This window comes from Streptomyces sp. SX-6 (genome assembly GCF_059089585.1).
In genome coordinates this window covers 25,020-46,966 of record NZ_JBTHHU010000034.1, presented here as the reverse complement: position 1 = coordinate 46,966, position 21,947 = coordinate 25,020, and the positions used below count along the sequence as shown (strand labels likewise).

Genomic DNA, 21,947 nt, shown 5'->3' with positions numbered 1-21,947 from the left:
CCGGAATACGCCGCTGCCGCGGCCCGTTGCACCGCTACGTGCCTCGTGATCACCAGCCGCCCGCCCGGATCCATCCCCTGCTCGCCGACCGGTTCAGCCCGTACAAGTTCGACCCGTCGGGCCTCGTCGACGACCACGCCCTCGAGCTGCTCCTCGAGGCCGCCCGGTGGTCGCCCTCCGCGGGGAACTCGCAGCCGTGGGGGTTCCTCGCCGTGCGGCCCGGCGAGCCGAGGCACGAGCGGGTGGTGCGGCACCTCGCGCCCAGCTCGGCCCGGTGGGCGGTGGACGCGGGTCTGCTCGTCGTCGCGCTGGCACGCCGCCATGTCGAGGACTCGGACATCCTCTACTCCGAGTTCGCCGACTACGACCTCGGGCAGGCCGTCGCCCATCTGACCGTCCAGGCACAGGCGTTGGGGCTGGCCTCCCACCAGTTCCGGGCCTTCGACCTCGACGCCCTCGCCGAGGAGTTCCGGCCGGCGCCCGGCTGGGCGATCGTCTCCATGATTGCCATCGGCAGGGCGGCCGACGAGGCCCCGGTGGTGCGGGAGCGGCGCAGCACCGCCGATCTCCGCACGGCACCCTGGTCGCCATGAGCTTCGGCATTTACGCCCGCAGGGTGCGGGACAACTCGCTTCCGCCCTGGCGGCGTTACATGGGCCTGCGGTGCGCCGTCGAGCTCTACTGCCCGCTCGGGTTCAACGCGACCTGGGCGTATCTGGAGGCCACGGCCCGGCCCTCCCCGTCCTCCGGCGGCTTCCGACGGGACGAGGCCGCGCTGCTGCGCGCGCTGGACATCCTGGAGTCCAGCCGCGCCGTACGGATCGAGGAACTGGCCGCGTTCGGGGCGCGGCGCAAGGCCGAGAAGGCCGCGGGGCAACGTACGCTCCGGAAGGCCGACGTGCGGTTCCTCCGCGGGTACCGCTGGCCGGACCGTCAACCTCCCGCGCGTCACGGCCTGGTGGCCGCGGTCGCGAACCACCACGCGCGCTCCTGCCGGGTGCCTCCGCCGGACGACATCGCCGAGGCGGCGGCGCAGGTGCGCGCCCTCGCCGAGCAATACCTCGCCGCGAACGGCTACTTGGACGGGGCGCCACGCCAGGCGCTGGCCACGGCCTCCCGTGAGCTGCGCCTGGCGCTGCGGCCCGGCTGGTCACCGCTGAACTCGGACATCGCCGCGTGGTTGCGGCTGTCCACGTTCCTCGAGTTCGCCGCGGCGGCGGAGGTCAGCGAATGCCGAGCCGCTTCAGGGCCGTCGTCCAGTCGGTGACGATGGCCTGCTGGGCCGGCCGGAGCTGGACCTGGCCGGAGCAGATGGCGGCGTGGAGCTTGCTCTCCACGACGTCCTTGGGGTTGTTCGGGCCGCCACCGGGCTCGTGACCGGGGGACGGCGGCTCGACCCACAGGTTGCGGGGGTCGTTCGGGTCGCCGCCCAGCTCCAGGCTGACCAGGTGGTCGTACTCGGCGTCGTGCAGGTCACCCGTGTAGCCGTAGGAACGGGCGTTGGCCACCTTCTCCTTGCCGGTGATGGTGAAGGGCGGGCGGATGCTCTTGGTGTAGCCGGACGGGCGGCAGATCGTGCTCGAGAGCGTGGCCTGGGTGACCTTCGGGTTCAGTGCGCCGGGCGTGCACTTGAGGTCGGGCAGCGGCTGCTTGTCGCGCGTGTAGCGGACGTGGCAGGTCCCGGGCGCGGGCTGCTTCTGGACGGTGTAGTGCTGCTGCGGGCCGGGACCGACCGGAATGGTGGTGCCGACGGTCTTGGCGACCGACTGGGCGTGCAGGTCCTGGGACGCGGCCGAGGTGTGGGCCGAGGCGCCGGCGCACCCGGTCAGGGACAGGGCCAGAAGGGCCCCTGCGGCTGCGGTTATTCGGGCATGGCGGACATGCATGGCTGTGCTCCCCCGTTGACGTTGCGGCGATGTCAAGGGGAGGTTAAGCCGGAGGCCGTGCCCAACCCGGCTCCGGCCCAGGCTTGTTGGGCCGAGTATGGAGAGATCTTGACGGTGGCTTGAACGACGCTTTCAGAGCGTCACCGTCATGAACGCACTGTTCGGGTCAGGCCTGCCCGGTCTCGAACCGGCTGACCTTTCCACCGTCCACCGTGAAGCGCCAGGCGGTGCGCATCTCGCCCCAGGTGTCGTTGCGGTAGTCGGCTACCAGGCCGCGCCCGTCGGCGGTCTGCGACACGACGTCCATGTGGCCGCCGGAGGAGAAGATCTCCCGCTCGGTCCAGTCGGTGACGTCGCGATCGCTCCCGTCGTCGGACATGGTGGCGCCGGGCGTGAGCGCCGCCGAGAATGCCTGGCGGTCGCCTGCGTTGAGCGCGGCGACGAAGGCCCGTACGGCCGGTTCGGTCAGCTTGTCGAGAGCGATGCCCACGGTGTCTCCAGAGGTATGGGTACAGGGCCCCCTCGTCAGCACACCGCACGCCCGGGCACCCCGCCACCGGTGGGCGTCCGGTCTCGGTAATGGGCGGCGAGCGCGTGGAACGCCTCCTTCGGCTCCCACGGCACGCCGGGGTACGTACGCGTGGAGCCGGCTTCGAGGAGCTTGACGATGCTGTACGCGGCCACGTCCAAGTCCTCGGCGGGGTCCCGGCGGTGCGGGGCGTAGTACGCGGCGAAACTGAACCAGAAGACCGTATCGACGCCCTCCTCGTCGAAGACGGGCAGGAGGTCGTCGAGGTAGCGGACCTGTTCGCCCTCGTCACGCACCAGGTCCGGCTTGAGGGTGACCCCGTCCGGCTCCATGGCGATGTACCAGCCCGCGCCGCCGTAGTCGCCCGCGCCCCGGAACGTGCAGCAGCCGGCCTCCATGATCGCGACCGGCTTGCCGTGGCGGAGCTCCTTGCGCAGGTCGTCGCGGAAGGTGGCGGCGTTGCGCAGGCTCCGGTACGCGTCCAGGCCGACGATGTCGAACGGGGTCCAGTCCACGCCGTCGATCGGGCAGGAGGCGTAGCTGAGGGGGCCGCCGAAGACGGGGCGTACGGCCTGTACGACCTCGCCGAGGAAGGCGTTGACGCGGTCGGGGATGTCCTTGAGCACCGTCTCGCGGTCGGGGCCTGCCAGTACGGGCATGCGGTCGTCGAAGGTGTCGCCGGGCAGGTATCCGCGGGCGAACACACTCAGCTCGCAGCCGGTGACGAAGACGACGTCGGCGCCGTCGCGGCGCAGCCGTTCGGCGCGCCGGGCGCCGTCGACGAGGTAGGGCAGCATCTCATCGTTCGTCATCTCGCAGGGGAACGGCGAGTACCAGACCTCCAGGCCCGCGGCCGCGGCATGCCGGGCCGCGATGTCGATGCGGTCGGGGTCGCCGCCGGTGATGCGGATCGCCGAGCAGTGCAGGTCCTCGGCGATGATCCGTATCTCTCGTTCCACGACGCGGGGGTCGAAGTCGGGACGGGTGGACCGGCCGCCGGGGAACGTACCGGTGTCGTAGTGGATGCCCTTGCCGCGCATGACAACGCCTCCAATAAGAGTCACTGTGCATCTTATGGTGGCGCTTAAGATACATGACGTGTCTGAAGAGTCAACGCGCAGGCGTCGCCGGGGAATCGAGCTGGAGCAAGCCCTCCTGCGGGCGGCCTGGGACGAGTTGACCGCCGTCGGGTACGAACAGCTGACGTACGAGGCGGTGGCCACCCGCGCCGGCACGAGCCGTCCGGTGCTCTACCGTCGCTGGCCGACGAAGCAGGAGCTGGTACTGGCCGCACTGCGGCACCACGCCCCGCCGCTGCCGGACGGGCCGCCCGACACCGGCGAGCTGCGCGGCGACGTACTGGCCTTGCTGCGCGGGGTCGTTCAACGAATGGAGGAGCTCGCGCCCGTCCGCGAGGTGCTCGTCGCGGAGCAGGGGCGTGGGCAGGAGAAGGGCCGGGGGCAGGACACGGAGCTGTCCGCCTACCTGGCTTCCCGCAACCGCGGTCCGGGCCAGGACTGGATGCGTACCGCCCTGGAACGGGCGGCCGGGCGCGGCGAGATCGACCCGGAGGCCGTGATCCCGGACCGGGTCGTCACGCTGCCGGTGGTCCTGGTCCTGCACGAACTCTTCATGGCCCGCCGCACGCCCTCGGACGCCGATCTGGAGGAGATCGTGGACGTGCTGTTCCTGCCATTGGTCAGGTGAGCCACGGGAGTTCAGCTTCTGTCGCGCAGGGTGTAGCCGCCTTCGACCACGGCTGCGTCAGTGGCCGACGCCATGCACTTCGTCAGCATCGGCTGCCCCTTCGGGGTCGGAGCCGCCAGCCCTATGCGGCTGGGGCCGCCGCCCTTGGGAGCGATGTAGAAACTCACGCCCATGCGGGCGTGCTCGGGGAACGCTGTGCGCCAGGGGTGCCCGGGGCTGGTGCGGACGAGGGTGCCGGTCACGACCGCGGTGGGGCCGCCGGTACGGAGGCAGTCGACCTTGAAGTCTCCCCAGAGGACCTTGGCGTGCTTCCCTGTGCCGTACTGGTGGGAGAGGCGGAACGTACCCCAGGACTTGCTGGGGAGGTAGGGGCTGTTTCCGTAGGCGGAGTGGGCGTCGACGGTCAGGCGGACGGCCTCCGTGGTCACGGGATACTCCATGCGCCCCGAGCCCTGCACCGCGGACGTCGGCGCGCGGCCGGCCGACGTCGCGGCGTCGGCGACGCCGGTCGTGGCGGTCGCCGTGAGGGCCAGGGCAAGGAGGGCGGCGGTGCGAAGGGTCTTGTTCATCGGTACTCCGACGGTAGTGGCGGGCGAACACCACGATCTTGGCCGGGAGTTGCACCCTCGCTCGTCAGCCTCGAGGCCTGCCCCTCCCCGCCGCACGACTGAAGCCGCGTACGCCCCGAGGCCGACCCATCTGTGTCCTGCGTCACAGCGATATCGGGTTGCCGAACGTTAATGCGGAGCCATAGCTTCCGCATAGGGATTGCAAACGACGTCCCCCACCGGCACATCCTCACCCCCGGGAGCGCCCATGCGTCCGTCCTCCCTCACCAGAATCGGCCTCGGCCTGACGACCTCCATAGCCATCCTCACCGCGACCGCCCTGCCCGCCTCCGCCGCGAGCACGCCCGCTGCCGCTGCCGCACCGAAGCAAGCCGTGAAATCCGTGCAGACCACGAAGGACTCGGTCGGCGTCGGCTGGCTGAGCGACGCCGAGCGCAAGGCGCTGGCGCCGTTCGTGAAGTACGGCACCGACGGCTACAAGCTGGACGCCAAGGGCGCCGAGGCCGCGGGCGTGAGCCGGCAGGCGATCGACACGGTCGGCACCGCCATCGCGCGGATGAACGGGCTCCTCGGCAAGAGCGTCGCCGTCGCGAAGGACGGCGAGGGCGTGACCGTCGACCCCTCGGCGGCGGGCGTCGGCCTGCGCAGCGCGGCGGAGGAGACGCAGATCGTCCAGGGCATCAGCGTCAAGGTCACCTGGTTCGGGCTGCTGATCCACCTGGACCCGTTCGTGACCGGCAAGGTCCAGACGGGGGTGGACATCACCAAGGACCTCGTCCAGGTCGTCACGAGCGTCGCGTCGATCGCCTCCCTGGGCAGCCTGCTCCCCGCGGCCATGCTCGCCTCCGCGCTGGCCGACCTCGGCTCCAAGGCGGTGTCGTTCTGCACGACACGGAAGGGCGAGCTGTACACCTACATCACCTGGGTCGGCGTTCCCGTCTGCAATCCCCTTGCGTGACACGGGCGAATGTCAGGGCCGGTGCCGCCCCTCGCGGCTCCGGCCCTCACACAGGCGCACTCAGTAGCAGGTGATCACCAGCGAGAACGGCCGGTCGTCGTCGACGCTCTGGCTCGACGGGGTAGCCGTGCGGACGAACAAGGTGTTCCAACCGACCTTGCCCACCAGGATCGACGAGGTGCCGGGGCCGGGATCGCCGCCGCCGTTCGTGTTGAGGGTGCCGGTCAGGGCGCAGTCGGCCAGGTCGAAGTTCGTGTAGAGGTTGTAGCGGCCGTTGCCGAACTTGTTCACGCCCGTGATGCCCCAGCCGCTGAGCAGCACCCCACTCGCACTGACCTTGGCCCAGCCCGCCGTGGTCCCCGCCGCCGTGGTGCGTACGTGCGGCTTGGACACGGCCGTCGCCGACGACGCGACGAATCCGCCGCCCGCAGCGAGCACGAGGGCCACCACTCCCGCCGCCAGCTTCCCGGATCTGTTCATCGGTCCTCCGTTCCGGAAGTTCACCGAAGTTCACCGAAGCCGAGGATGTCGGGGCAGCACGCGGAGGGGAAGACCTGGTCCGCTCAGCGGACCGTCCCTTCCGGGATCCATGGCCGTATCGCGCCTCTTGCGCGGCCATCCGTACGTCCTGTCCGTGGCACGAGGGGGCGGCGGCTCACATCATGTCCGTATGGACGCTCATGGTGACGGCAGACCGCAGTGGACCCATCACGAACACATGGAACACCTGACCCGGCTCCGCAAGCGCCCCCGTATGTACGGGCTGCCGGACGGCAGCTTCCGCTCGTACGTCACCTATCTCTCGGGCTTCGACAACGGGGCCCGGGGCGCGCTCCTGCGCGGGTTCCGGGAGTGGCTGGTCCTGCGGGTCGGTGACGGCAACAACCTGGTGTGGCCCGCGCTGGTCATGCGGCTCGCCGCGGACGACGAAGAGGCCGTGGTCGAGGCGCTGTTCACGTCGCTCGCCGAGTTCCTGGCCCACCGCGACGGGCACCGTGACGGGCTGCGCAGGATCCAGGACGAGTACGCCAACTGGCTGGAGAAGCAGCCCTGGTCACGGCTCACCGCATCACAGGAGGCCTGACCTGACCGAACGGGATCACTTCCTTTGCCCGACGGTCGACAAGCCACGGCTAGCGTCGCCGCATGAGCCTTGTGAACCTGAACGACACCGCCAACGCCCTCCCCCACGCCTGGCGGTCGCACCCTCTCGCCGGCATAGGCGGCGCACGCGTCAAGGTGCAGCGCATGGGCGGTCTGCCGATCGCCGAGGAGAGCCACCCCACCGCCGAGGTGCTGCTCGTCCTCGACGGCCGTCTCGAACTCGAGGTCGGGGGACGGCCGGTGACCGTCCGCGCGGGTGAGCTGTACACCGTCCCGGCGGATACGGTGCACGCGGTACGGCCGGGAAGTACGGGGACGCTGGTGATCGTGGACGCAGAGGCGGCCTGATTCCGTTACCGCAGTCGCGCCGCGTCCGCCGCCTCGACGCCCTGGGCCCAGCCCTCCGCGTCACGCCCCTTCAGGCGGTGAGCGGTCGTCTCCGGGAAGAGCCGGTCCGCGGTCTCGCCGACCGCGACCTCGCGGGCGGCCAGGACGGGCAGGGCGTCGGTCTCGTGTGCCGTCACCTCGCGGACGGCCGTGGTGAGGCGGTCGGCGATGCGGCCCGCGTACGCGATGAGGAACGACTCGCGGAAGTCGCGCGTGCGGCGGGAGCGTCCGCTCGCATGGTGCGCGTCGCCGGCGCTGCGCATGGCGGCGGTGGCCTGCACCAGCAGCGAGGTGTACAGCAACTCGGCCAGTTCCAGGTCGGATTCGAAGCCGACGAGTGTGGAGAAGCCGAGGTCGGACGACCACACGGCCCGGCAGTGGTTGGCGGTGGCGACCGCGTCCAGCAGCAGGGCCTTCGCGGACTCGTACGGGCGGTCGACGCCGAGCCGGCGGGCGGCGGGGCCGGCCACCGGCTCGGCGGAGGCGGCGGCCAGCAGCGCCTCGTCCAGCGAGTGCCGGGCCATCAGTTCCTGCGCCTTCGCGGAGAGCGCCTCGGCTTCCTCCGCGAACTGCGTGGACTCCGCCTTGGCCAGCAGCGCCCGGATCCGGGCCAGGGCCTTGGGCGGGACGGCGACCGTACGCTCCCCCGCGACCGGGGTGCCGGGCAGGGGGCCGACGGCGTCGATGCGCGGCAGTGTGTCGACCAGGCGCAGCGCGGTGAGCGCGCACGCGACCGTCTCGAAGCGGCTGAGCCGCTCGCGGCGGGCGAACCGCTCCAGGTCGAGCGGTTCGCCGTCCAGCGCGGCCAGTTGCGCCGACCAGCGTGCGTCGAGGGTGTCCGGCGCGTACCGCCGCGCCTCGGCGGCGATGGCGTCGGCGCAGAACCGGGCCTCGGCAGGCGTCAGTTCGCGCCCGGCGAGGCGCATGACGTCGGCGGGCTGCCAGCCGCGCTCCCAGGCACGCCGCAGGGCCGCTTCGGCAGCGCCCCGTACCGCGCCGGCGACGGCCTCGCTGCCGGCGGGGGCGGCGGCGAGGGCCGAGGCGGCGGGGTAGACGGCGTCGTCGAGCGCGTCCCGGGGGACGGCCCGCAGGCCGCGTACGGCGGTCTCGACGGCCGCCAGGAGCTCGGCGTCCATAGTCACTTTCTCCATTTCAGCGCCGCCTCCATTCAACGCCGTCGGGGGGGGGGCGGCACCTCACGGTGCGGCCGCCGCCCGGCGGGGACAGTCAGAGATCAGGCGCCGGTGGCGCTGCCCTTGACCCACTCGTTCCAGTCCATGTTCCAGCCGTTGAGGCCGTTGTCCGGCTGGACCGTCTTGTCGTCGGAGTTCTTCACGACGACGACGTCACCGAGGATGGACTGGTTGAAGAACCAGGCACCCTGCGTGGACGGGTCGCCCGCGCCCCGCGCGTCCTGGAGGCCCACACAGCCGTGGCTGGTGTTCTCGACGCCGAAGACGCCGCTGCCCCAGTAGTTACCGTGGATGAACGTGCCCGAGGTGGACAGGCGCATGGCGTGCGGCACGTCCGGGATGTCGTACTCGCCCTTGCCGTCGCCCTTGGTGAAGCCGACGGTGGAGCCGTCCATCCGGGTCTCGGTGAACTTCTCGGAGATCACCATCCGGCCGTTGTACGTGGGGTTCGACGGGCTGCCGGCCGAGATCGGGATGGTCCTGATGACCTTGCCGTCCCGCACCACGGTCATCTGGTGGGTCTTGGCGTCGACCGTGGAAACCTGCGAGCGGCCGACGGTGAACTTCATCGTCTTCTTCTGGACGCCCTTGATGCCCGGGGCGCCCTCGACGCCGTCGAGGTCCATCTTCAACGTGACCTCGGAGTTGGCCTTCCAGTAGTCCTGGGGGCGGAAGTCGAGGCGCTGGTCGTCGAACCAGTGGCCCACGACCTTCTGGCCACTGGTGGAGGTGACCTCGAGGTGCGACTGGACGGCCTTGCGGTCCTTGATCGGCTTGTCGAAGTTGATGGACACCGGCATGCCGACGCCGACGGTCGAGCCGTCCTCCGGCGTGAAGGAGCCGATGAAGCTGTTGGCCGGCGAGACGGTGGAGAAGGACGAATTGGCGAAGGCCTTGCGGTCCTTGTCGTCCTTGGCCTCGGCGGCGATCTTGTACTTCGTCGAGCGCTCGAGCTGGTTCTTCGGCTTCCAGGACTTCTTGTCCGGGGAGATCGAACCCTCGACCGGGGTGCCCTTCTCGGTCGTCATCTTGACGGAGGTGAGCTCGCCGTCACTGACGGTGACCTGGACGGCATCGGTGGTGATGCCCGCGTTGGCGGTGCCGCCCTTGGGCGTGATCTTGATCTGTGCCGAGGAGGCGTCCTTGGCAGCCGCGGCGTCCACCTTGCTCTGCGACTTGTCCTTGCCGGAGTCGCTACCGCCGCCGTCACCGTTGCAGGCGGCGAGAGTGAGCACACCACCGAGCACGGCGGCCGCGGCCGCCAGGGCCTTGCGGCGCTTGCCGTCCTTCATCACACGCTTCTCCATTGCTCTGGACCCCGAATCCCCGAACCGAACCGCTGGGCGTGCGTATTCCGGTTACGCATAAGGAACGCGGGCACCTTTTCGCCCGTTCCACCCCTGAGGAAAGTGTGGGGAAGACCACCCAGTAAAGACCCTCCGGCCACCCGGGCCCAAGCCGGGGTCCGGTAGGGGCCCCTGGCCGCACAACTTCCCACCGGCGCGCACATGTCACTACCATCAGCTCGTCGCCTCAACCTCCGTCACAGCGAAGGGGATTCATCCTGTGACCGCACGCCGTCCGCTGCTGACCGCTGTCGCCGCCGGATCGGTGCTGTGCGCGGTGTGGCTCGTACCGACCGCGAACGCCACGACCGAGCGTCCCGAGCACGCGGCGAAGCACGCCGCGCCCCGGCAAGTCGCTCCCCAGGCCCAGGAGACGAACCTCGCGGACACCGGCAGCGTGGACACCACGCCCTATCTCATCGGCGGCATCGCGTTCGTGGGGGCGGGCGGCGCGCTCGTCACCGGTGCCGTGCGCAGGTCGCGCACGGCACCGCGGTAACGGCCTGAGGGGGTAACGGCCTCAGGCCAGTTCGCCGGTGACGGCCTCGGCGGCCTCGATCAGTCCGCCGCTGCGGACGAACGCCTCGGCCGCGGCCAGGTCGGGGGCGAGGAAACGGTCCTCCCCGGGGCCCTCCACACCGGCCTCGCGCACCGCCTTCAGCACCGTGCGGGTCGCCTCCGACGGGGTGAGCTCCGTGCGCAGCTCGATCGCGCGCGTGGCGGCGACGAGTTCGACGGCGACGACCCGGGCGAGGGCGTCGAGCGCGGTCCGCAGCTTGCGCGCCGCCGACCAGCCCATGGAGACGTGGTCCTCCTGCATCGCGGAGGACGGGATCGAGTCCACGGACGCCGGGACGGCCAGCCGCTTCATCTCGCTGACCAGGGCGGCCTGCGTGTACTGAGCGATCATCAGGCCCGAGTCGACGCCCGGGTCCCCGGCCAGGAACGGCGGCAGCCCGTGCGAGCGGCTCTTGTCGAGCAGCCGGTCGGTGCGGCGCTCGGCGATCGAGCCGAGGTCGGCGGCGGCGATGGCGAGGAAGTCGAGGACGTACGCGACGGGCGCGCCGTGGAAGTTGCCGTTGGACTCGACGCGGCCATCGGGCAGGACGACGGGGTTGTCCACGGCGGCCGCCAGTTCGCGGTCGGCGACCAGCCGGGCGTGCGCGAGGGTGTCCCGGCCGGCGCCCGCGACCTGCGGGGCGCAGCGGATCGAGTACGCGTCCTGGACGCGCGGCGCGTCGTCCTGGTGGTGCCCGGTCAGCCCCGAACCGGCGAGTACGCGCAGCATGTTGGCGGCGCTGGCGCCCTGTCCGGGGTGCGGGCGGATGGCATGCAGTTCGGGGGCGAGGACCTTCTCGGAGCCGAGCAGCGCCTCGAGGGAGATCGCGGCGGTGATGTCGGCGGAGGTGATCAGACGGGCGAGGTCGGCGCAGGCCATGACGAGCATGCCGAGCATGCCGTCGGTGCCGTTGAGGAGCGCGAGCCCCTCCTTCTCCCGCAGTTCGACGGGCTCGATGCCGTGCTCGGCGAGCAGTTCGGCCGCCGGGCGGATCTCGCCGTCGGGGCCCTCGGCGTCACCCTCGCCCATGAGGGTCAGGGCGCAGTGGGACAGCGGCGCGAGGTCGCCGGAGCAGCCGAGGGAGCCGTACTCGTGGACGGTGGGGGTGATCCCGGCGTTGAGCAGGGCGGCCATGGTCTCGACGACGACGGGGCGCACGCCGGTGCGGCCCGAGGCGAGCGTCTTGAGGCGCAGGAACATCAGCGCGCGGACCACCTCGCGCTCCACGTGCGGGCCCATGCCGGCGGCGTGCGACCGCACGATGTTGCGCTGGAGTTGGGTGCGGAGTTCGGGGCTGATGTGACGTACGGCGAGGGCGCCGAAGCCGGTGGAGACGCCGTAGACGGGGTCGGGCTTGGCGGCGAGGTCGTCGATGATCTGCCGTGAGGCGGCGACGGCGTCGAGCGCCTCCTGCGCCACGGCGACGTGCGCGTCGCCGCGGGCGACGGCGATCACGTCGGCTGCGGTCGTGCCGGAGGTTCCGACGCGGACGATCTGCATATCCATATTCAGGCACCCTAGAGACTGAATCGCTGGCTGTCACCACCTGTTTGTTACAACGTGCGGGGTGGGGTGTGGCATGCCGCGGGGTGATCTTTGCCCCTGCCCCGCCCTTTCGCCGTTTCCCCGGGGCTCCGCCCCGGACCCCGAACCGCGCTCCGCGCGGTGTCCGGGGGCTACGCCCCCTGGGCCCCCGCAACGCGGCTCCGCCGCGTTGGTCCTCAAACGCCGGACGGGCTGGATTGTGCCGGGCCGGGCACTATCAAGCCCGGCCGGCGATTGAGGCCGAGCGGCGAAGCCGCGACAAGGGGGTCTGGGGCGCAGCCCCAGGAGATGGTGAGAGGGCGGGACCGGGGCACCCTCACCCCCCGCGCCCCCGGAAGCGGCGGCGCTCCGCGGGGAGCGGGGTGGGCGGGCGGTCGGCCAGGCGGACCACCGGGTCCTGACGGCCCCCGTCGCGCCCCGCGACGACCGGCTTCGCCGCCCCCGCCGCCTTCGCCCGGTACTGCGCCGCGTCCGCGAGACGGAACAGCCGCCGTGCCGTCCGCACGGGCCCGATCGGATCCCCCGTCGAAGCCACTCCGCACGCGACGCCCTCGCCCAGCTCCAGCCCGGCGGCCCGGCGGCACAGCTCATCGGCGACCCGCACCACCTCGTCCGCCGAGGGCCCGACGCTCACCAGGCAGAACTCGTCCCCGCCCAGCCGCGCGACCAGCGCACCCGGCAGCTGCGCGCCGCACAGCGACAGCACCGAGCCGAAGCGTTCGAGCAGCCGGTCGCCCACCGCGTGCCCGAGGGTGTCGTTGACCCGCTTCAGCCCGTTCAGGTCGCAGACCACGAGGCTGACGACCGCGCCGTCGGCCAGGTGGCGTTCCATGGCCTCGTCGAGCCGGGCGTCGACCGCCCGCCGGTTGGCGAGGCCGGTGAGCGGGTCGGTGTAGGCGAGCCTGCGCACTTCCTCCAGCCGCTCGGTCTGCGCTATCCCCGCGGCCGTCACGGCGGCGAGCACGGACGCGAAGTCCGCCTCCGTGCGCCCGAAGACGGGCGCCCCCGCAGGCCGTGCGACGTACAGCTCGCCCCACGCACGGCCGTGCAGGACGATCGGCGCGACCACGCAACTGCCGCGCCCGCGCCGCCGCAGCACCTCCACCCGACGCCCGGCATTCGCATCCGCATCCGCATGCGGGGCATCGGCCCGCTCCACCCACGCGTGCGGGTGCCCGCCCGTCCACTCCTCGTGGAGGTACTCCGTGACCTCGGGGTAGGCGTGCACCGGGTACGACTCCCCCTCCGGGAACCGCTCCTCGTCGCCGGCCAGCTCGCCGGTGTTCACCAGTACACGCAGCCGGCCGTGCTCGCGCTCCCAGACCGATATCGCGGCGAAGCTGCCCTCGAGCGCGCGCATCGCCCCGTCGGCCGCGGCGGCCACACCCTCGAGCGGGGTGGGCGCGGCGGCCATCCCCTGTGCCAGATCCACCACGGCGCACAGGCGGTCGTCGCGCTCCCCGTCTTCGGACACCCGAGCCTCACATTCCGTCACTGTGCGCAGTTCTGCACTCCAGCGTAAGAATGTCGCACCCATTCCGCCTTACGAGTGTCCCGGTACCACGATCTGGTCATTCACCGGGCCAGTCCGGCTTCCGCTTCTCGTTGAACGCGGCCACGCCCTCCTTGCGGTCGCCGGAGAAGGCCACGGAGCGCCAGGCGGCGTCCTCCACCTCGAGCCCGGCCCTCAGGTCGAGGCCGTGGCCGAGCCGCAGGGCGCGCTTCGCCGCCCGCAGCCCGACGGGCGAGTTGGCGGCGATCCGCCCGGCCAGGGCCAGTGCCTCGGCGCGGTCCTCGCCTTCCGGCACCAGGATGTCGACGAGCCCCAGCTCCCGTGCCTCGGCGGCCTCGACCCGCCGCGCGCTGAAGATCAGCTCGGCCGCGCGGGCCGCCCCGACCCGGCGCGGCAGCAGCTGGGTGCCGCCCCCGCCGGGGATCACCCCGACCGACACCTCGGGCAGGCCCACCACGGCCGTACGGTCCGCGACGATCACGTCGCAGGACAGCGCCAGTTCGAAGCCGCCGCCGAGGGCGAAGCCGTGCACCGCGGCAACGGTCGGCACGGGCAGTTCCAGCACCCCGGTGTAGGCGGCACGGGCCAGCGGGCGCTGGCGCAGGAGTTCGGCGTCGGTGAAGGAGTTGCGCTCCTTCAGGTCCGCGCCGACGCAGAAGGCGCGCTCGTGCGTGGAGGTGAACACGACGACGCGGACGTCCTGGTCGGCGGCGAGGGCTGAGGCCGCCTCCGCGATCGAGCGGCCCATCTCGGTGGAGATGGCGTTCATGGCCTTGGGCCGGTCCAGGGCCAGTTCGGCCACATGACCGTGGCGGTGGACCGCGACCCACTCCCCGAAGCGCTGTTCGCTCACGCGTGTCACCCTCTTCGTCGGCGTCAACCTGTCGGGGCGATCAAACGCCGGAGGGGCCGGAAAATCCAGCCCCCTACACGTCGTCGTCCAGCCTTACGCGTCGTCGGCCGACCGGCGGCTCAGGAGCCACGGTTCGACCACGCCGAGGCCGCGCACCGGCCGCTGCCACATCGGCTGGAGCGCGAACCGGTACGCCTGCGGCCCCTCCGCGGCGGCCGCCTCCGCCTCGGACTTGGGCGCGTCACCGGCGCGCGCCAGTTCCTCCGCGATCGCGCTGTCGACGAGGACCGCGTCCTTGGGCGCTATCGAGGTCAGCCGGCTGGCCAGGTTGACCGTCGTGCCGAACACGTCGCCCATGCGCGTCGTGACCGTGCCGAAGGCGATGCCGACGCGCAGCTCCGGCATCGTCTCGTCGTGGCTCAGGGTCTCGATCAGGCGCAGCCCGATCTCGGCGGCGGTGCCGGCCTCGTCGGCCGCGTAGAGCACCTCGTCGCCCAGGGTCTTGATCAGCCGGCCGCCGTGCGCGGCGACCAGGTCGGCCGCGGTGGTCTCGAACGCCTCGACCAGCTCGCCGAGTTCCTCCTCCTCGAGGCGGCGGGTGAGCCGGGTGAAGCCGACGAGGTCGGCGAAGCCGACCGCGAGGCGGCGGTCGACCATCTCCGCGTCGTCCTGCGCCTGGACGACGCGGCCGGTGGCGGCGGCGAGCTGCCGCCGCCAGACGTAGACGAGAAACTCCTCGAGCTCCGGCAGCAGCAGTTCGACCAGCGGATAGGTGATCTCCGCACGGGTCAGGCCCGGTTCCTGGGGCTCGGTCAGCCCCTCGAGGAAGGAGTCGATCTGCCAGTCGGCGAGCCGTGCGGTGGTCTGCCCGGTGGAGCGCGCCACCTGGACGGCCATGGGCTCGCTCAGCAGCCCCGCCTCGACCAGGCCCGCGAGCCGCCGCAGGGCGAGCACGTCCGCCTCGGTGAGCGCCTTGGCCTGGCCGATGTCGGCGAAGCCCATGGCCCGCCAGAACCGGGAGGCCAGGTCCATCGACACACCTGCCGCGCGGGCGGCCTGAAAGGGTGTGTACCGGCGCTCGGCGCCGAGGATGAGCGCCTCCAGCCGGAGTGCGAGCGGGTCGGCGCCCTCCTCCGCCTCGCCGAAGGCCCCCTCGATCTCGTCGGGGACATGTTCATGGGTGGCCCCACCGTCGGCGGTCACCGTCCGCCCCCTGTCCGATCCGTGCGCAATGCCCTGCCGATCGCTGCTCGCCCAGTTGCCGGGCACAACGATACGGCAGGTGTGCCCTAGCTCACTCTCCGGACGACGCCGGCCGCAGATGGACGATGTCACCGGCACCCACCGGCTGCTGCACCCCGTCGGCGGTCGCCAGCACCAGCCGGCCGTCCCCGTCCACGGCCACGGCCTCGCCGGTCAGCGCGTTCCCGCCGGGCAGTTCGGCCCGTACGGTCCGGCCGAGCGTGGCGCAGCCGGCGGTGTACGCCTCCTGGAGGCGGGACTCCGCGGGGTCGCCGCCGGCGCTCCGCCAGCGCTCGTACCACTCCTCCAGGGAACGGAGCACGGCGCGCAGCAGGGGGTCGCGGTCGGTCGTCCTCGCCCCGGCGAGCGCGAGCGAGCCCGCGGTGGGGACGGGCAGTTCGTCCTGGCGGAGGGAGACGTTGAGGCCGATGCCGACGACGACGGAGTCGCCCGCGCGTTCGGCGAGGATGCCGCCCGCCTTGCGCTCGGCGCCGTCGACCTGGACGAGCAGGTCGTTGGGCCACTTCAGCGCGGTGTCGACGCCGGCCGCACGGGCCAGGGCGGTGGCGGTGGCGACACCGGCGAGCAGCGGGAGCCATCCCCAGCGGTCGGCCGGTACGCCCTCGCCCGGGGTGAGCCGGACGGAGAAGAACAGCCCGGAGCGCGGCGGTGCCGACCAGGTGCGGTCCAGTCGTCCGCGCCCGGCCGACTGCTCCTCGGCGACGAGCACCGCGCCCTCCGGTCCGCCGGAGGAGGCCAGGTCGGTGTTGGTGGAGCCGGTGCGGGCCACCACGTCCAGGGACGTCCACAGCCCGCCGGGCCGCAGGAGGGCGCGGCGCAGCGCGGTGGCGTTCAGGGGCGGCCGGTCCAGGTCGGACCAGCGGTTGGCGGAGCTGTCGGAGGGCGTCATGGCTGCCACCTTAGGAGCGGTCCGGGTGTGGCCAACGACGCAGTGCCGTAGCGCATCCGCGCCGATACGCTACGGACCGGTAGCCACAGTCAGTCCCTTTCCTCATCGCCCTTCCCAGGAACGAGCAGCAGGAGCCGCAGCCGATGCCTGAGCGTGACCCCGATGGAATCGACATCCACACGACCGCGGGCAAGCTCGCGGATCTGAGGCGCAGGATCGAGGAGGCCACGCACGCGGGTTCGGAGCGGGCCGTCGAGAAGCAGCACGCGAAGGGCAAGCTGACGGCCCGTGAACGCATCGAACTGCTGCTGGACGAGGGGTCATTCGTCGAGCTGGACGAGTTCGCGCAGCACCGCTCCACCAGCTTCGGCATGGAGAAGAACCGCCCGTACGGGGACGGCGTCGTCACCGGCTACGGCACGGTCGACGGCCGCCCGGTCGCCGTGTTCTCGCAGGACTTCACCGTGCTCGGCGGTTCGCTGGGCGAGGTCTTCGGCCAGAAGATCATGAAGGTGATGGACTTCGCGCTGAGGACGGGCTGTCCGGTCGTCGGCATCAACGACTCCGGCGGCGCCCGTATCCAGGAGGGGGTGATGGCGCTCGGCATGTACGGCGAGATCTTCCGCCGCAACACCCTTGCCTCGGGCGTCGTTCCGCAGATCTCGCTGGTCGTCGGCCCGGCCGCGGGCGGTGCGGTCTACTCCCCCGCGATCACGGACTTCACGGTGATGGTGGATCAGACGTCGCACATGTTCATCACCGGCCCGGACGTCATCAAGACGGTCACCGGCGAGGACGTGGGCTTCGAGGAGCTGGGCGGCGCCCGGACGCACAACACGACGTCGGGCGTGGCCCATCACATGGCGGCCGACGAGAAGGACGCCATCGAGTACGTCAAGGCGCTGCTGTCCTACCTGCCGTCGAACAACCTCTCCGAGCCCCCGGCCTTCCCGGAGGAGGCGGACCTCGAGGTCTCGGCCGACGACCGGGAACTGGACGTACTGATCCCGGACTCGGCGAACCAGCCGTACGACATGCACGCGGTCATCGAGCATGTGCTGGACGACGGGGAGTTCCTGGAGACCCAGGCGCTGTTCGCGCCGAACATCCTCACCGGCTTCGGCCGGGTCGAGGGCCGCCCGGTGGGCGTCGTCGCGAACCAGCCGCTGCAGTTCGCCGGGTGTCTGGACATCAACGCGAGCGAGAAGGCGGCGCGGTTCGTCCGTACCTGCGACGCCTTCAACATCCCGGTGCTGACCTTCGTGGACGTCCCGGGCTTCCTTCCGGGCACCGACCAGGAGTACAACGGCATCATCCGGCGCGGTGCCAAGCTGATCTACGCCTACGCCGAGGCCACGGTGCCGCTGATCACCGTGATCACCCGCAAGGCGTTCGGCGGCGCGTACGACGTCATGGGCTCCAAGCACCTGGGCGCGGACCTCAACCTCGCCTGGCCCACGGCGCAGATCGCCGTCATGGGCGCGCAGGGCGCGGTCAACATCCTGCACCGCGGCACGCTGGCGACGGCCGAGACGCCGGAGGCGCAGGAGGAGCTGCGGGCCCGGCTGATCACCGAGTACGAGGACGCGCTGTTCAACCCGTACGTGGCCGCCGAGCGCGGCTACGTGGACGCGGTGATCATGCCGTCGGACACGCGCGGCCACATCGTGCGCGGGCTGCGGGCGCTGCGCGAGAAGCGCGAGGCGCTGCCGCCCAAGAAGCACGGGAACATCCCGCTGTAAGGCTTCGGAACCGGGCAGAAAGGGAGCGTGAAGTTGATCAGGGTCGTACGGGGCAACCCCACGCCGGAGGAGCTGGCCGCCGCACTGGCGGTGGTCCAGGCCCGCGCGGCGGCAGGCACCGCCGCCGCGCCCGGCGCCGAGGACCGCGCCGAGTGGGCCGACCCGGCCCGGCTGGCCTGGGGCCGGCGCACCCCGCGCCCCGGGCCGAGGGCCTGGCGCACGACGTACTGGCCGGCCTAGCTCAGGAGACACCCGTCACATCCCTGCCTGAGTACGCGTACTCAGGCAGGGCGGGCGCGACAGCCGGACCATGGGGGCGTGCTGTGGTCCGAACCGCCCGACGAACCGCCCGATGACCTGCGGGAAGCGCAGGTCATGCTGCGGCGCGCGGCCGTACTGCTGGCGGTCGTCATGGTGCTGGCGTTCTGTGCGCTGGGCCCCTACTGATCGTTTTCACAGGTTTCACAGCTTTCGCGCCACTGCAACCACACCTGTCCCGTTTCACGTCATCCCCAGGGAAATGCCGCGAACCGGGGAGTGTGCCTCACCATGAACAAACCCGTGCGCCGGATAGCGATCTTCACCGGGCTGCTCGTCTTCGCCCTGCTCGCCCGGGCGACGTGGGTCCAGTTCGTCCGTGCCGACGAGCTGGCGAACGACGAGCACAACCGCCGCGTCGCGATGGCGAGCTACTCCCAGCCGCGCGGCAACATCATCGTCGGCGGGCAGGCGATCACCGGTTCCGTGGCGACCGACGGCGACCTGAAGTACAAGCGCACCTACAAGGACGGCAAGATGTACGCCCCCATCACGGGCTACTTGTCGCAGGCGTACGGCGCGTCCTACCTCGAGGGCGTCGAGGGCAAGCTGCTCAACGGCACCGACAACCGGCTCTTCCTCCAGCACACCACCGACATGATCACCGGCAAGAAGCCGCGTGGCGGCGATGTCGTGACGACCATCGACCCCAAGGCGCAGAAGGCCGCCTACGAGGGGCTCGGCGACAAGAAGGGCGCCGTGGTCGCCCTCGACCCGCGCACCGGCAAGATCCTGGCCCTGGCCTCCACGCCCTCGTACGACCCCTCGGTGTTCGCGGGCAGCGGCAAGAAGGACCAGGCCGCCTGGGACAAGCTCCAGGCGGACAAGGACAAGCCGATGAACAACCGGGCGTTGCGCGAGGTCTACCCGCCCGGCTCCACGTTCAAGATCGTGACCGCGTCCGCGGCCCTGGAGAACGGCCTCTACTCCGACATCGACGGCAAGACCGACTCCCCCGACCCGTGGATCATGCCGGGCACCACCACCAGGCTGCCCAACCAGAACCCCACGGCCCCCTGCACGAACGCCACGCTCAACGTGGCCATGCAGCACTCCTGCAACAACGTCTACGGCAAGGTCGCTTCCGACCTCGGCAAGGACAAGATGCGCGAGACGGCCCAGAAGTTCGGGTTCAACCAGGAGCTCTTCGTCCCGGTCCGCAGCAGCAAGAGCACCTTCCCCGACAACATCAACTCCTCGCAGACCGCCCTCGCCGGCATCGGCCAGGGCAGCCTCACCGCCACCCCGCTCCAGGTCGCCACGATGGTGGCGGGCATCGCCAACGACGGCAAGGTCATGAAGCCGTACCTGGTCGACGAGCTGCGCGGGCCGGACCTGTCGTCGGTCGAGAAGCACAAGCCGGAGGAGCTCGACCAGGCGGTCTCGCCCGAGACGGCGAAGAAGGTCCAGCAGATGATGGAGGACACCGCGAAGAAGGGCACCGGCCAGGCCGCGCTCATCGACGGCGTCACCGTCGGCGGCAAGACCGGCACCGCCGAGCGCGGCAAGGGCCAGCAGAACCTCGCCTGGTTCATCTCCTACGCCAAGACCGCGGACGGCTCTCCCGTGGCCGTGGCCGTCATGGTCGACCCCGACGACGACGTGCCCCAGCAGGACATCTCCGGCGGCAAGCTGGCCGGCCCGATCGCCAAGAAGGTCATGCAGGCGGTCCTGAACAAGTGACCGGACAAGTGACCCGTACGGCCACCGTAGGCTGGCCCGTATGACCCGTACTCCCGCGCGCCGCCTCGTCCTCGCCTCCCAGTCCCCCGCCCGCCTCGGCCTGCTGCGCCAGGCCGGGCTGGCCCCCGAGGTGATCGTGAGCGGCGTGGACGAGGACGGACATGACGCCCCGACGCCGGCCGAGCTGGCCCTGGTCCTCGCCGAGGCGAAGGCCGCCGCGGTGGCCGGTCTGGCCGGGGCGGCCGGGGCTCTGGTCGTCGGCTGCGACTCCGTTCTGGAGCTGGACGGCCAGGCGCTCGGCAAGCCGGCGGACGCCGAGGAGGCGACCGCGCGCTGGAAGTCCATGCGCGGACGCTCGGGGGTGCTGCGCACCGGCCACTGTGTGATCGACACGTCGACCGGCCGCCGTGCCTCCGCGACCGCCTCGACGACGGTCCGCTTCGGCGAACCGTCCGACGCCGAGATCGCCGCCTACGTGGCCTCGGGCGAACCGCTGTACGTGGCGGGGGCCTTCACGCTCGACGGCCGCTCCGCCCCCTTCGTCGAGGGCATCGACGGCGACCCCGGGAACGTGATTGGCCTGTCGCTCCCGCTGCTCCGCGAGCTCCTCGCGAAGCTGGACGTCGCGATCACCGACCTGTGGACCTGAGCGGCCTCAGAGCGGCAGCGCCTTCGTGACCTGTCCGACCTTGTTCAGCTGGTTGAGCTGGTTGAGCTTGCCGAGCTCCTCGACGGCGCCGGGGTAGAGGCTGGTCGTCGGCCCCTTCGGCGGGAGGCCCTTCGGCGGGGCGGTGGTCCTGATCCTGCCCGCGTTCGAGGTCGGCTGCGACGATTCGTCCGCGGACACCGGCGCCGCCTTCGGCCCGGACGGCTGCGGCAGCGGTGCGGCGAAGGCCGGCGACGCCGCGACGGCGGAGGTGACGGAGAGGGCGGCGGAGGCCAGAGCGGCGGCCGCTGCGATGCGCTTGATCATGACATCTTCAACGAAGTCATGGCATATCGGTCACCCGAACTCCCCTGATATTGCCGGGAATTCGCACACCGACTCGGAAGGAGTCCCCATGCCCCAGTCTGTCGACCGGGCCCTGGACGTGCTGGACGCCGTCGCCTCCTCCGACGGCCCGGTGCCCGCGAAGGCCCTGGCCCGCCGGCTGGGCTGCGGGCTGTCCACCGTGTACGAGCTGCTGGGCACCCTCACCGCGCGCGGCCACCTCGTCCGTACGCCCGCGGGCTACGCCCTGGGCCATCACATCCCCGCCCTGCACCACGCCTTCCGGCGGCAGATGCGGCTGGACGACGAGGTGCACGGGCTCCTCGCCCAGGTGCGCCGGACCGCGGGCGCGGACACGTACTTCAGCACCTACCGGAACGGCACCGTCGCCGTCCTCGCCGGAGCCGCCTCCGCCGTCCCCACCGGCGGCTTCGGCCTCGGCCGGGACGCCGCCGCCCACGCCACCGCGCACGGGAAGGTGCTGCTGGCCGCCCTGCCCCGGGCCGCCCGGCAGCGCTACCTCGCCGCGTCCGGGATGCGGGCGGTCACCCCGCACACGATCACCTCGCCGGAGCGGCTGGACGCCCAGCTGCTGCGGGTGCGGCGGGAGGGGGTCGCGGCGGAGGTCGAGGAGTCCGTGCCGGGGGTGGCCTGCGTGGCCGTACCCGTTCCCGTACGAAACGGAACCCCGATGACGGCACTGTCGGCGGTCTCGGCGGCGCTTCCGCTGCGGGAGTTCCGGCTGCGACGGCGCGAGGTGATCGAGGCGATCCGCCATGTCGCCATGGAGGCCGGGGAGTTGGGGGCATCTCACCCACTTCCGTCGCATTGACCCGGTTACGTCGGCATTGAACCCGCTACTCACGGGTAAATCATGGGAACCGGGCTCCACCCCCTATGCACCCCTTCTCC

The 21,947-nt window shown here is 71.5% G+C and carries 26 protein-coding genes; 13 read left to right on the top strand and 13 right to left on the bottom strand.

All coding sequences use genetic code 11. The annotated features are described in order from the left end of the window. Positions 1-38 precede the first annotated feature (38 nt). Both ACV530_RS30065 and ACV530_RS30060 read left to right on the top strand, forming a co-directional pair. Entirely contained in the window at positions 39-593 is a 555-nt protein-coding gene (locus ACV530_RS30065) for a nitroreductase family protein (RefSeq protein WP_494335805.1), read from the top strand. Then, the gene (locus ACV530_RS30060; protein ID WP_494335804.1) at positions 590-1,267 is read left to right on the top strand and encodes a hypothetical protein; all 678 of its coding nucleotides are present in this window, start codon (positions 590-592) and stop codon (positions 1,265-1,267) included. The genes ACV530_RS30065 and ACV530_RS30060 overlap by 4 nt, the downstream gene beginning before the upstream one ends. Here the strand turns inward: ACV530_RS30060 and ACV530_RS30055 are convergent. The 3 genes from ACV530_RS30055 to ACV530_RS30045 form a co-directional block, all read right to left on the bottom strand. After that, positions 1,224-1,886, bottom strand: a complete 663-nt coding sequence (locus ACV530_RS30055) for a hypothetical protein (RefSeq protein ID WP_494335803.1) — start codon at positions 1,884-1,886, stop codon at positions 1,224-1,226. The genes ACV530_RS30060 and ACV530_RS30055 overlap by 44 nt on opposite strands. Before the next feature lie 166 nt (positions 1,887-2,052). After that, complete coding sequence (locus ACV530_RS30050) at positions 2,053-2,376, bottom strand: nuclear transport factor 2-like protein (RefSeq protein ID WP_494335802.1); 324 nt, start codon at positions 2,374-2,376, stop codon at positions 2,053-2,055. A 35-nt stretch (positions 2,377-2,411) separates the two neighbouring features. Beyond that, a complete protein-coding gene (locus ACV530_RS30045; protein WP_494335801.1) occupies positions 2,412-3,455 on the bottom strand; it encodes a glycoside hydrolase family 113 protein in 1,044 nt (347 codons plus the stop codon). Positions 3,456-3,513: 58 nt separating this feature from the next. Between ACV530_RS30045 and ACV530_RS30040 the strand changes: the two genes are divergently transcribed. Continuing rightward, positions 3,514-4,122: a TetR/AcrR family transcriptional regulator gene (locus ACV530_RS30040; RefSeq protein ID WP_494335800.1), complete on the top strand. Its 609-nt coding sequence runs from the start codon at positions 3,514-3,516 to the stop codon at positions 4,120-4,122. Between the two features lie 11 nt (positions 4,123-4,133). Here ACV530_RS30040 and ACV530_RS30035 read toward each other — a convergent pair whose 3' ends face one another. Then, positions 4,134-4,691 carry a hypothetical protein gene (locus tag ACV530_RS30035; protein ID WP_494335799.1) on the bottom strand — a complete coding sequence of 186 codons (558 nt, stop codon included), beginning with the start codon at positions 4,689-4,691 and terminating at the stop codon, positions 4,134-4,136. 247 nt (positions 4,692-4,938) lie between these two features. Here ACV530_RS30035 and ACV530_RS30030 point away from each other — a divergent pair, with 247 nt between their 5' ends. After that, complete coding sequence (locus ACV530_RS30030) at positions 4,939-5,649, top strand: hypothetical protein (RefSeq protein ID WP_494335798.1); 711 nt, start codon at positions 4,939-4,941, stop codon at positions 5,647-5,649. A gap of 60 nt (positions 5,650-5,709) precedes the next feature. Here the strand turns inward: ACV530_RS30030 and ACV530_RS30025 are convergent, their stop codons facing one another. Continuing rightward, positions 5,710-6,129, bottom strand: coding sequence for a hypothetical protein (locus ACV530_RS30025; protein WP_494335797.1), 420 nt, complete (start codon positions 6,127-6,129; stop codon positions 5,710-5,712). Between the two features lie 190 nt (positions 6,130-6,319). Between ACV530_RS30025 and ACV530_RS30020 the strand changes: the two genes are divergently transcribed. Then, a complete protein-coding gene (locus ACV530_RS30020; RefSeq protein WP_494335796.1) occupies positions 6,320-6,733 on the top strand; it encodes a hypothetical protein in 414 nt (137 codons plus the stop codon). Positions 6,734-6,795: 62 nt separating this feature from the next. Beyond that, positions 6,796-7,101, top strand: a complete 306-nt coding sequence (locus ACV530_RS30015) for a cupin domain-containing protein (protein WP_494335795.1) — start codon at positions 6,796-6,798, stop codon at positions 7,099-7,101. 5 nt (positions 7,102-7,106) lie between these two features. On the opposite strand, the gene ACV530_RS30010 is transcribed toward ACV530_RS30015, so the two are convergent. Beyond that, positions 7,107-8,291, bottom strand: coding sequence for a DUF2786 domain-containing protein (locus ACV530_RS30010; RefSeq protein WP_494335794.1), 1,185 nt, complete (start codon positions 8,289-8,291; stop codon positions 7,107-7,109). Between the two features lie 83 nt (positions 8,292-8,374). Continuing rightward, positions 8,375-9,640, bottom strand: a complete 1,266-nt coding sequence (locus ACV530_RS30005) for a L,D-transpeptidase (RefSeq protein ID WP_494335793.1) — start codon at positions 9,638-9,640, stop codon at positions 8,375-8,377. Between the two features lie 259 nt (positions 9,641-9,899). Here ACV530_RS30005 and ACV530_RS30000 point away from each other — a divergent pair, with 259 nt between their 5' ends. After that, positions 9,900-10,178: a hypothetical protein gene (locus tag ACV530_RS30000; RefSeq protein ID WP_494335792.1), complete on the top strand. Its 279-nt coding sequence runs from the start codon at positions 9,900-9,902 to the stop codon at positions 10,176-10,178. Positions 10,179-10,199: 21 nt separating this feature from the next. Here ACV530_RS30000 and hutH read toward each other — a convergent pair whose 3' ends face one another. The 5 genes from hutH to ACV530_RS29975 form a co-directional block, all read right to left on the bottom strand. Next, positions 10,200-11,744 carry a histidine ammonia-lyase gene (gene hutH / locus ACV530_RS29995; protein ID WP_494335791.1) on the bottom strand — a complete coding sequence of 515 codons (1,545 nt, stop codon included), beginning with the start codon at positions 11,742-11,744 and terminating at the stop codon, positions 10,200-10,202. Between the two features lie 355 nt (positions 11,745-12,099). Further along, positions 12,100-13,197 (bottom strand): diguanylate cyclase domain-containing protein, encoded by a 1,098-nt coding sequence (locus tag ACV530_RS29990; protein ID WP_494335839.1) that lies wholly within the window; start codon positions 13,195-13,197, stop codon positions 12,100-12,102. Between the two features lie 157 nt (positions 13,198-13,354). Continuing rightward, positions 13,355-14,149: an enoyl-CoA hydratase/isomerase family protein gene (locus tag ACV530_RS29985; RefSeq protein WP_494335790.1), complete on the bottom strand. Its 795-nt coding sequence runs from the start codon at positions 14,147-14,149 to the stop codon at positions 13,355-13,357. A gap of 93 nt (positions 14,150-14,242) precedes the next feature. Beyond that, positions 14,243-15,307 (bottom strand): adenylate/guanylate cyclase domain-containing protein, encoded by a 1,065-nt coding sequence (locus ACV530_RS29980; RefSeq protein ID WP_494335838.1) that lies wholly within the window; start codon positions 15,305-15,307, stop codon positions 14,243-14,245. A 136-nt stretch (positions 15,308-15,443) separates the two neighbouring features. Next, the gene (locus ACV530_RS29975) at positions 15,444-16,301 is read right to left on the bottom strand and encodes a biotin--[acetyl-CoA-carboxylase] ligase (protein WP_494335789.1); all 858 of its coding nucleotides are present in this window, start codon (positions 16,299-16,301) and stop codon (positions 15,444-15,446) included. A gap of 143 nt (positions 16,302-16,444) precedes the next feature. Here ACV530_RS29975 and ACV530_RS29970 point away from each other — a divergent pair, with 143 nt between their 5' ends. From ACV530_RS29970 to ACV530_RS29950, 5 genes are all read left to right on the top strand, one after another. Beyond that, positions 16,445-18,043 (top strand): acyl-CoA carboxylase subunit beta, encoded by a 1,599-nt coding sequence (locus ACV530_RS29970; RefSeq protein WP_494335788.1) that lies wholly within the window; start codon positions 16,445-16,447, stop codon positions 18,041-18,043. 33 nt (positions 18,044-18,076) lie between these two features. Then, complete coding sequence (locus ACV530_RS29965) at positions 18,077-18,283, top strand: acyl-CoA carboxylase epsilon subunit (RefSeq protein ID WP_494335837.1); 207 nt, start codon at positions 18,077-18,079, stop codon at positions 18,281-18,283. 78 nt (positions 18,284-18,361) lie between these two features. Next, positions 18,362-18,490 carry a morphogenic membrane protein MmpB gene (gene mmpB / locus ACV530_RS29960; RefSeq protein ID WP_494335787.1) on the top strand — a complete coding sequence of 43 codons (129 nt, stop codon included), beginning with the start codon at positions 18,362-18,364 and terminating at the stop codon, positions 18,488-18,490. A 102-nt stretch (positions 18,491-18,592) separates the two neighbouring features. Beyond that, positions 18,593-20,044 carry a peptidoglycan D,D-transpeptidase FtsI family protein gene (locus tag ACV530_RS29955; protein ID WP_494335786.1) on the top strand — a complete coding sequence of 484 codons (1,452 nt, stop codon included), beginning with the start codon at positions 18,593-18,595 and terminating at the stop codon, positions 20,042-20,044. 40 nt (positions 20,045-20,084) lie between these two features. Beyond that, on the top strand, positions 20,085-20,693 hold the full coding sequence (locus ACV530_RS29950) for a nucleoside triphosphate pyrophosphatase (RefSeq protein WP_494335785.1): 609 nt from the start codon (positions 20,085-20,087) through the stop codon (positions 20,691-20,693). Positions 20,694-20,699: 6 nt separating this feature from the next. Here ACV530_RS29950 and ACV530_RS29945 read toward each other — a convergent pair whose 3' ends face one another. Beyond that, positions 20,700-21,017 (bottom strand): hypothetical protein, encoded by a 318-nt coding sequence (locus ACV530_RS29945; protein ID WP_494335784.1) that lies wholly within the window; start codon positions 21,015-21,017, stop codon positions 20,700-20,702. Between the two features lie 88 nt (positions 21,018-21,105). Here ACV530_RS29945 and ACV530_RS29940 point away from each other — a divergent pair, with 88 nt between their 5' ends. Beyond that, a complete protein-coding gene (locus ACV530_RS29940) occupies positions 21,106-21,867 on the top strand; it encodes an IclR family transcriptional regulator (protein ID WP_494335783.1) in 762 nt (253 codons plus the stop codon). Positions 21,868-21,947: the final 80 nt, after the last annotated feature.

Bases quoted from the DNA above. Each gene is read 5' to 3' on its own strand.
- ACV530_RS29990 (WP_494335839.1), bottom strand. From the start codon at position 13,197: ATGGCCGCCGCGCCCACCCCGCTCGAGGGTGTGGCCGCCGCGGCCGAC.
- ACV530_RS29955 (WP_494335786.1), top strand. From the start codon at position 18,593: ATGAACAAACCCGTGCGCCGGATAGCGATCTTCACCGGGCTGCTCGTC.
- ACV530_RS30035 (WP_494335799.1), bottom strand. From the start codon at position 4,691: ATGAACAAGACCCTTCGCACCGCCGCCCTCCTTGCCCTGGCCCTCACG.
- ACV530_RS30060 (WP_494335804.1), top strand. From the start codon at position 590: ATGAGCTTCGGCATTTACGCCCGCAGGGTGCGGGACAACTCGCTTCCG.
- ACV530_RS30055 (WP_494335803.1), bottom strand. From the start codon at position 1,886: ATGCATGTCCGCCATGCCCGAATAACCGCAGCCGCAGGGGCCCTTCTG.
- ACV530_RS29945 (WP_494335784.1), bottom strand. From the start codon at position 21,017: ATGATCAAGCGCATCGCAGCGGCCGCCGCTCTGGCCTCCGCCGCCCTC.
- ACV530_RS29950 (WP_494335785.1), top strand. From the start codon at position 20,085: ATGACCCGTACTCCCGCGCGCCGCCTCGTCCTCGCCTCCCAGTCCCCC.
- ACV530_RS30045 (WP_494335801.1), bottom strand. From the start codon at position 3,455: ATGCGCGGCAAGGGCATCCACTACGACACCGGTACGTTCCCCGGCGGC.
- ACV530_RS29970 (WP_494335788.1), top strand. From the start codon at position 16,445: ATGCCTGAGCGTGACCCCGATGGAATCGACATCCACACGACCGCGGGC.
- ACV530_RS30015 (WP_494335795.1), top strand. From the start codon at position 6,796: ATGAGCCTTGTGAACCTGAACGACACCGCCAACGCCCTCCCCCACGCC.
- ACV530_RS29940 (WP_494335783.1), top strand. From the start codon at position 21,106: ATGCCCCAGTCTGTCGACCGGGCCCTGGACGTGCTGGACGCCGTCGCC.
- ACV530_RS29975 (WP_494335789.1), bottom strand. From the start codon at position 16,301: ATGACGCCCTCCGACAGCTCCGCCAACCGCTGGTCCGACCTGGACCGG.
- ACV530_RS30030 (WP_494335798.1), top strand. From the start codon at position 4,939: ATGCGTCCGTCCTCCCTCACCAGAATCGGCCTCGGCCTGACGACCTCC.
- ACV530_RS30025 (WP_494335797.1), bottom strand. From the start codon at position 6,129: ATGAACAGATCCGGGAAGCTGGCGGCGGGAGTGGTGGCCCTCGTGCTC.
- hutH (WP_494335791.1), bottom strand. From the start codon at position 11,744: ATGGATATGCAGATCGTCCGCGTCGGAACCTCCGGCACGACCGCAGCC.
- ACV530_RS30005 (WP_494335793.1), bottom strand. From the start codon at position 9,640: ATGGAGAAGCGTGTGATGAAGGACGGCAAGCGCCGCAAGGCCCTGGCG.
- ACV530_RS30010 (WP_494335794.1), bottom strand. From the start codon at position 8,291: ATGGAGAAAGTGACTATGGACGCCGAGCTCCTGGCGGCCGTCGAGACC.
- ACV530_RS30020 (WP_494335796.1), top strand. From the start codon at position 6,320: ATGGACGCTCATGGTGACGGCAGACCGCAGTGGACCCATCACGAACAC.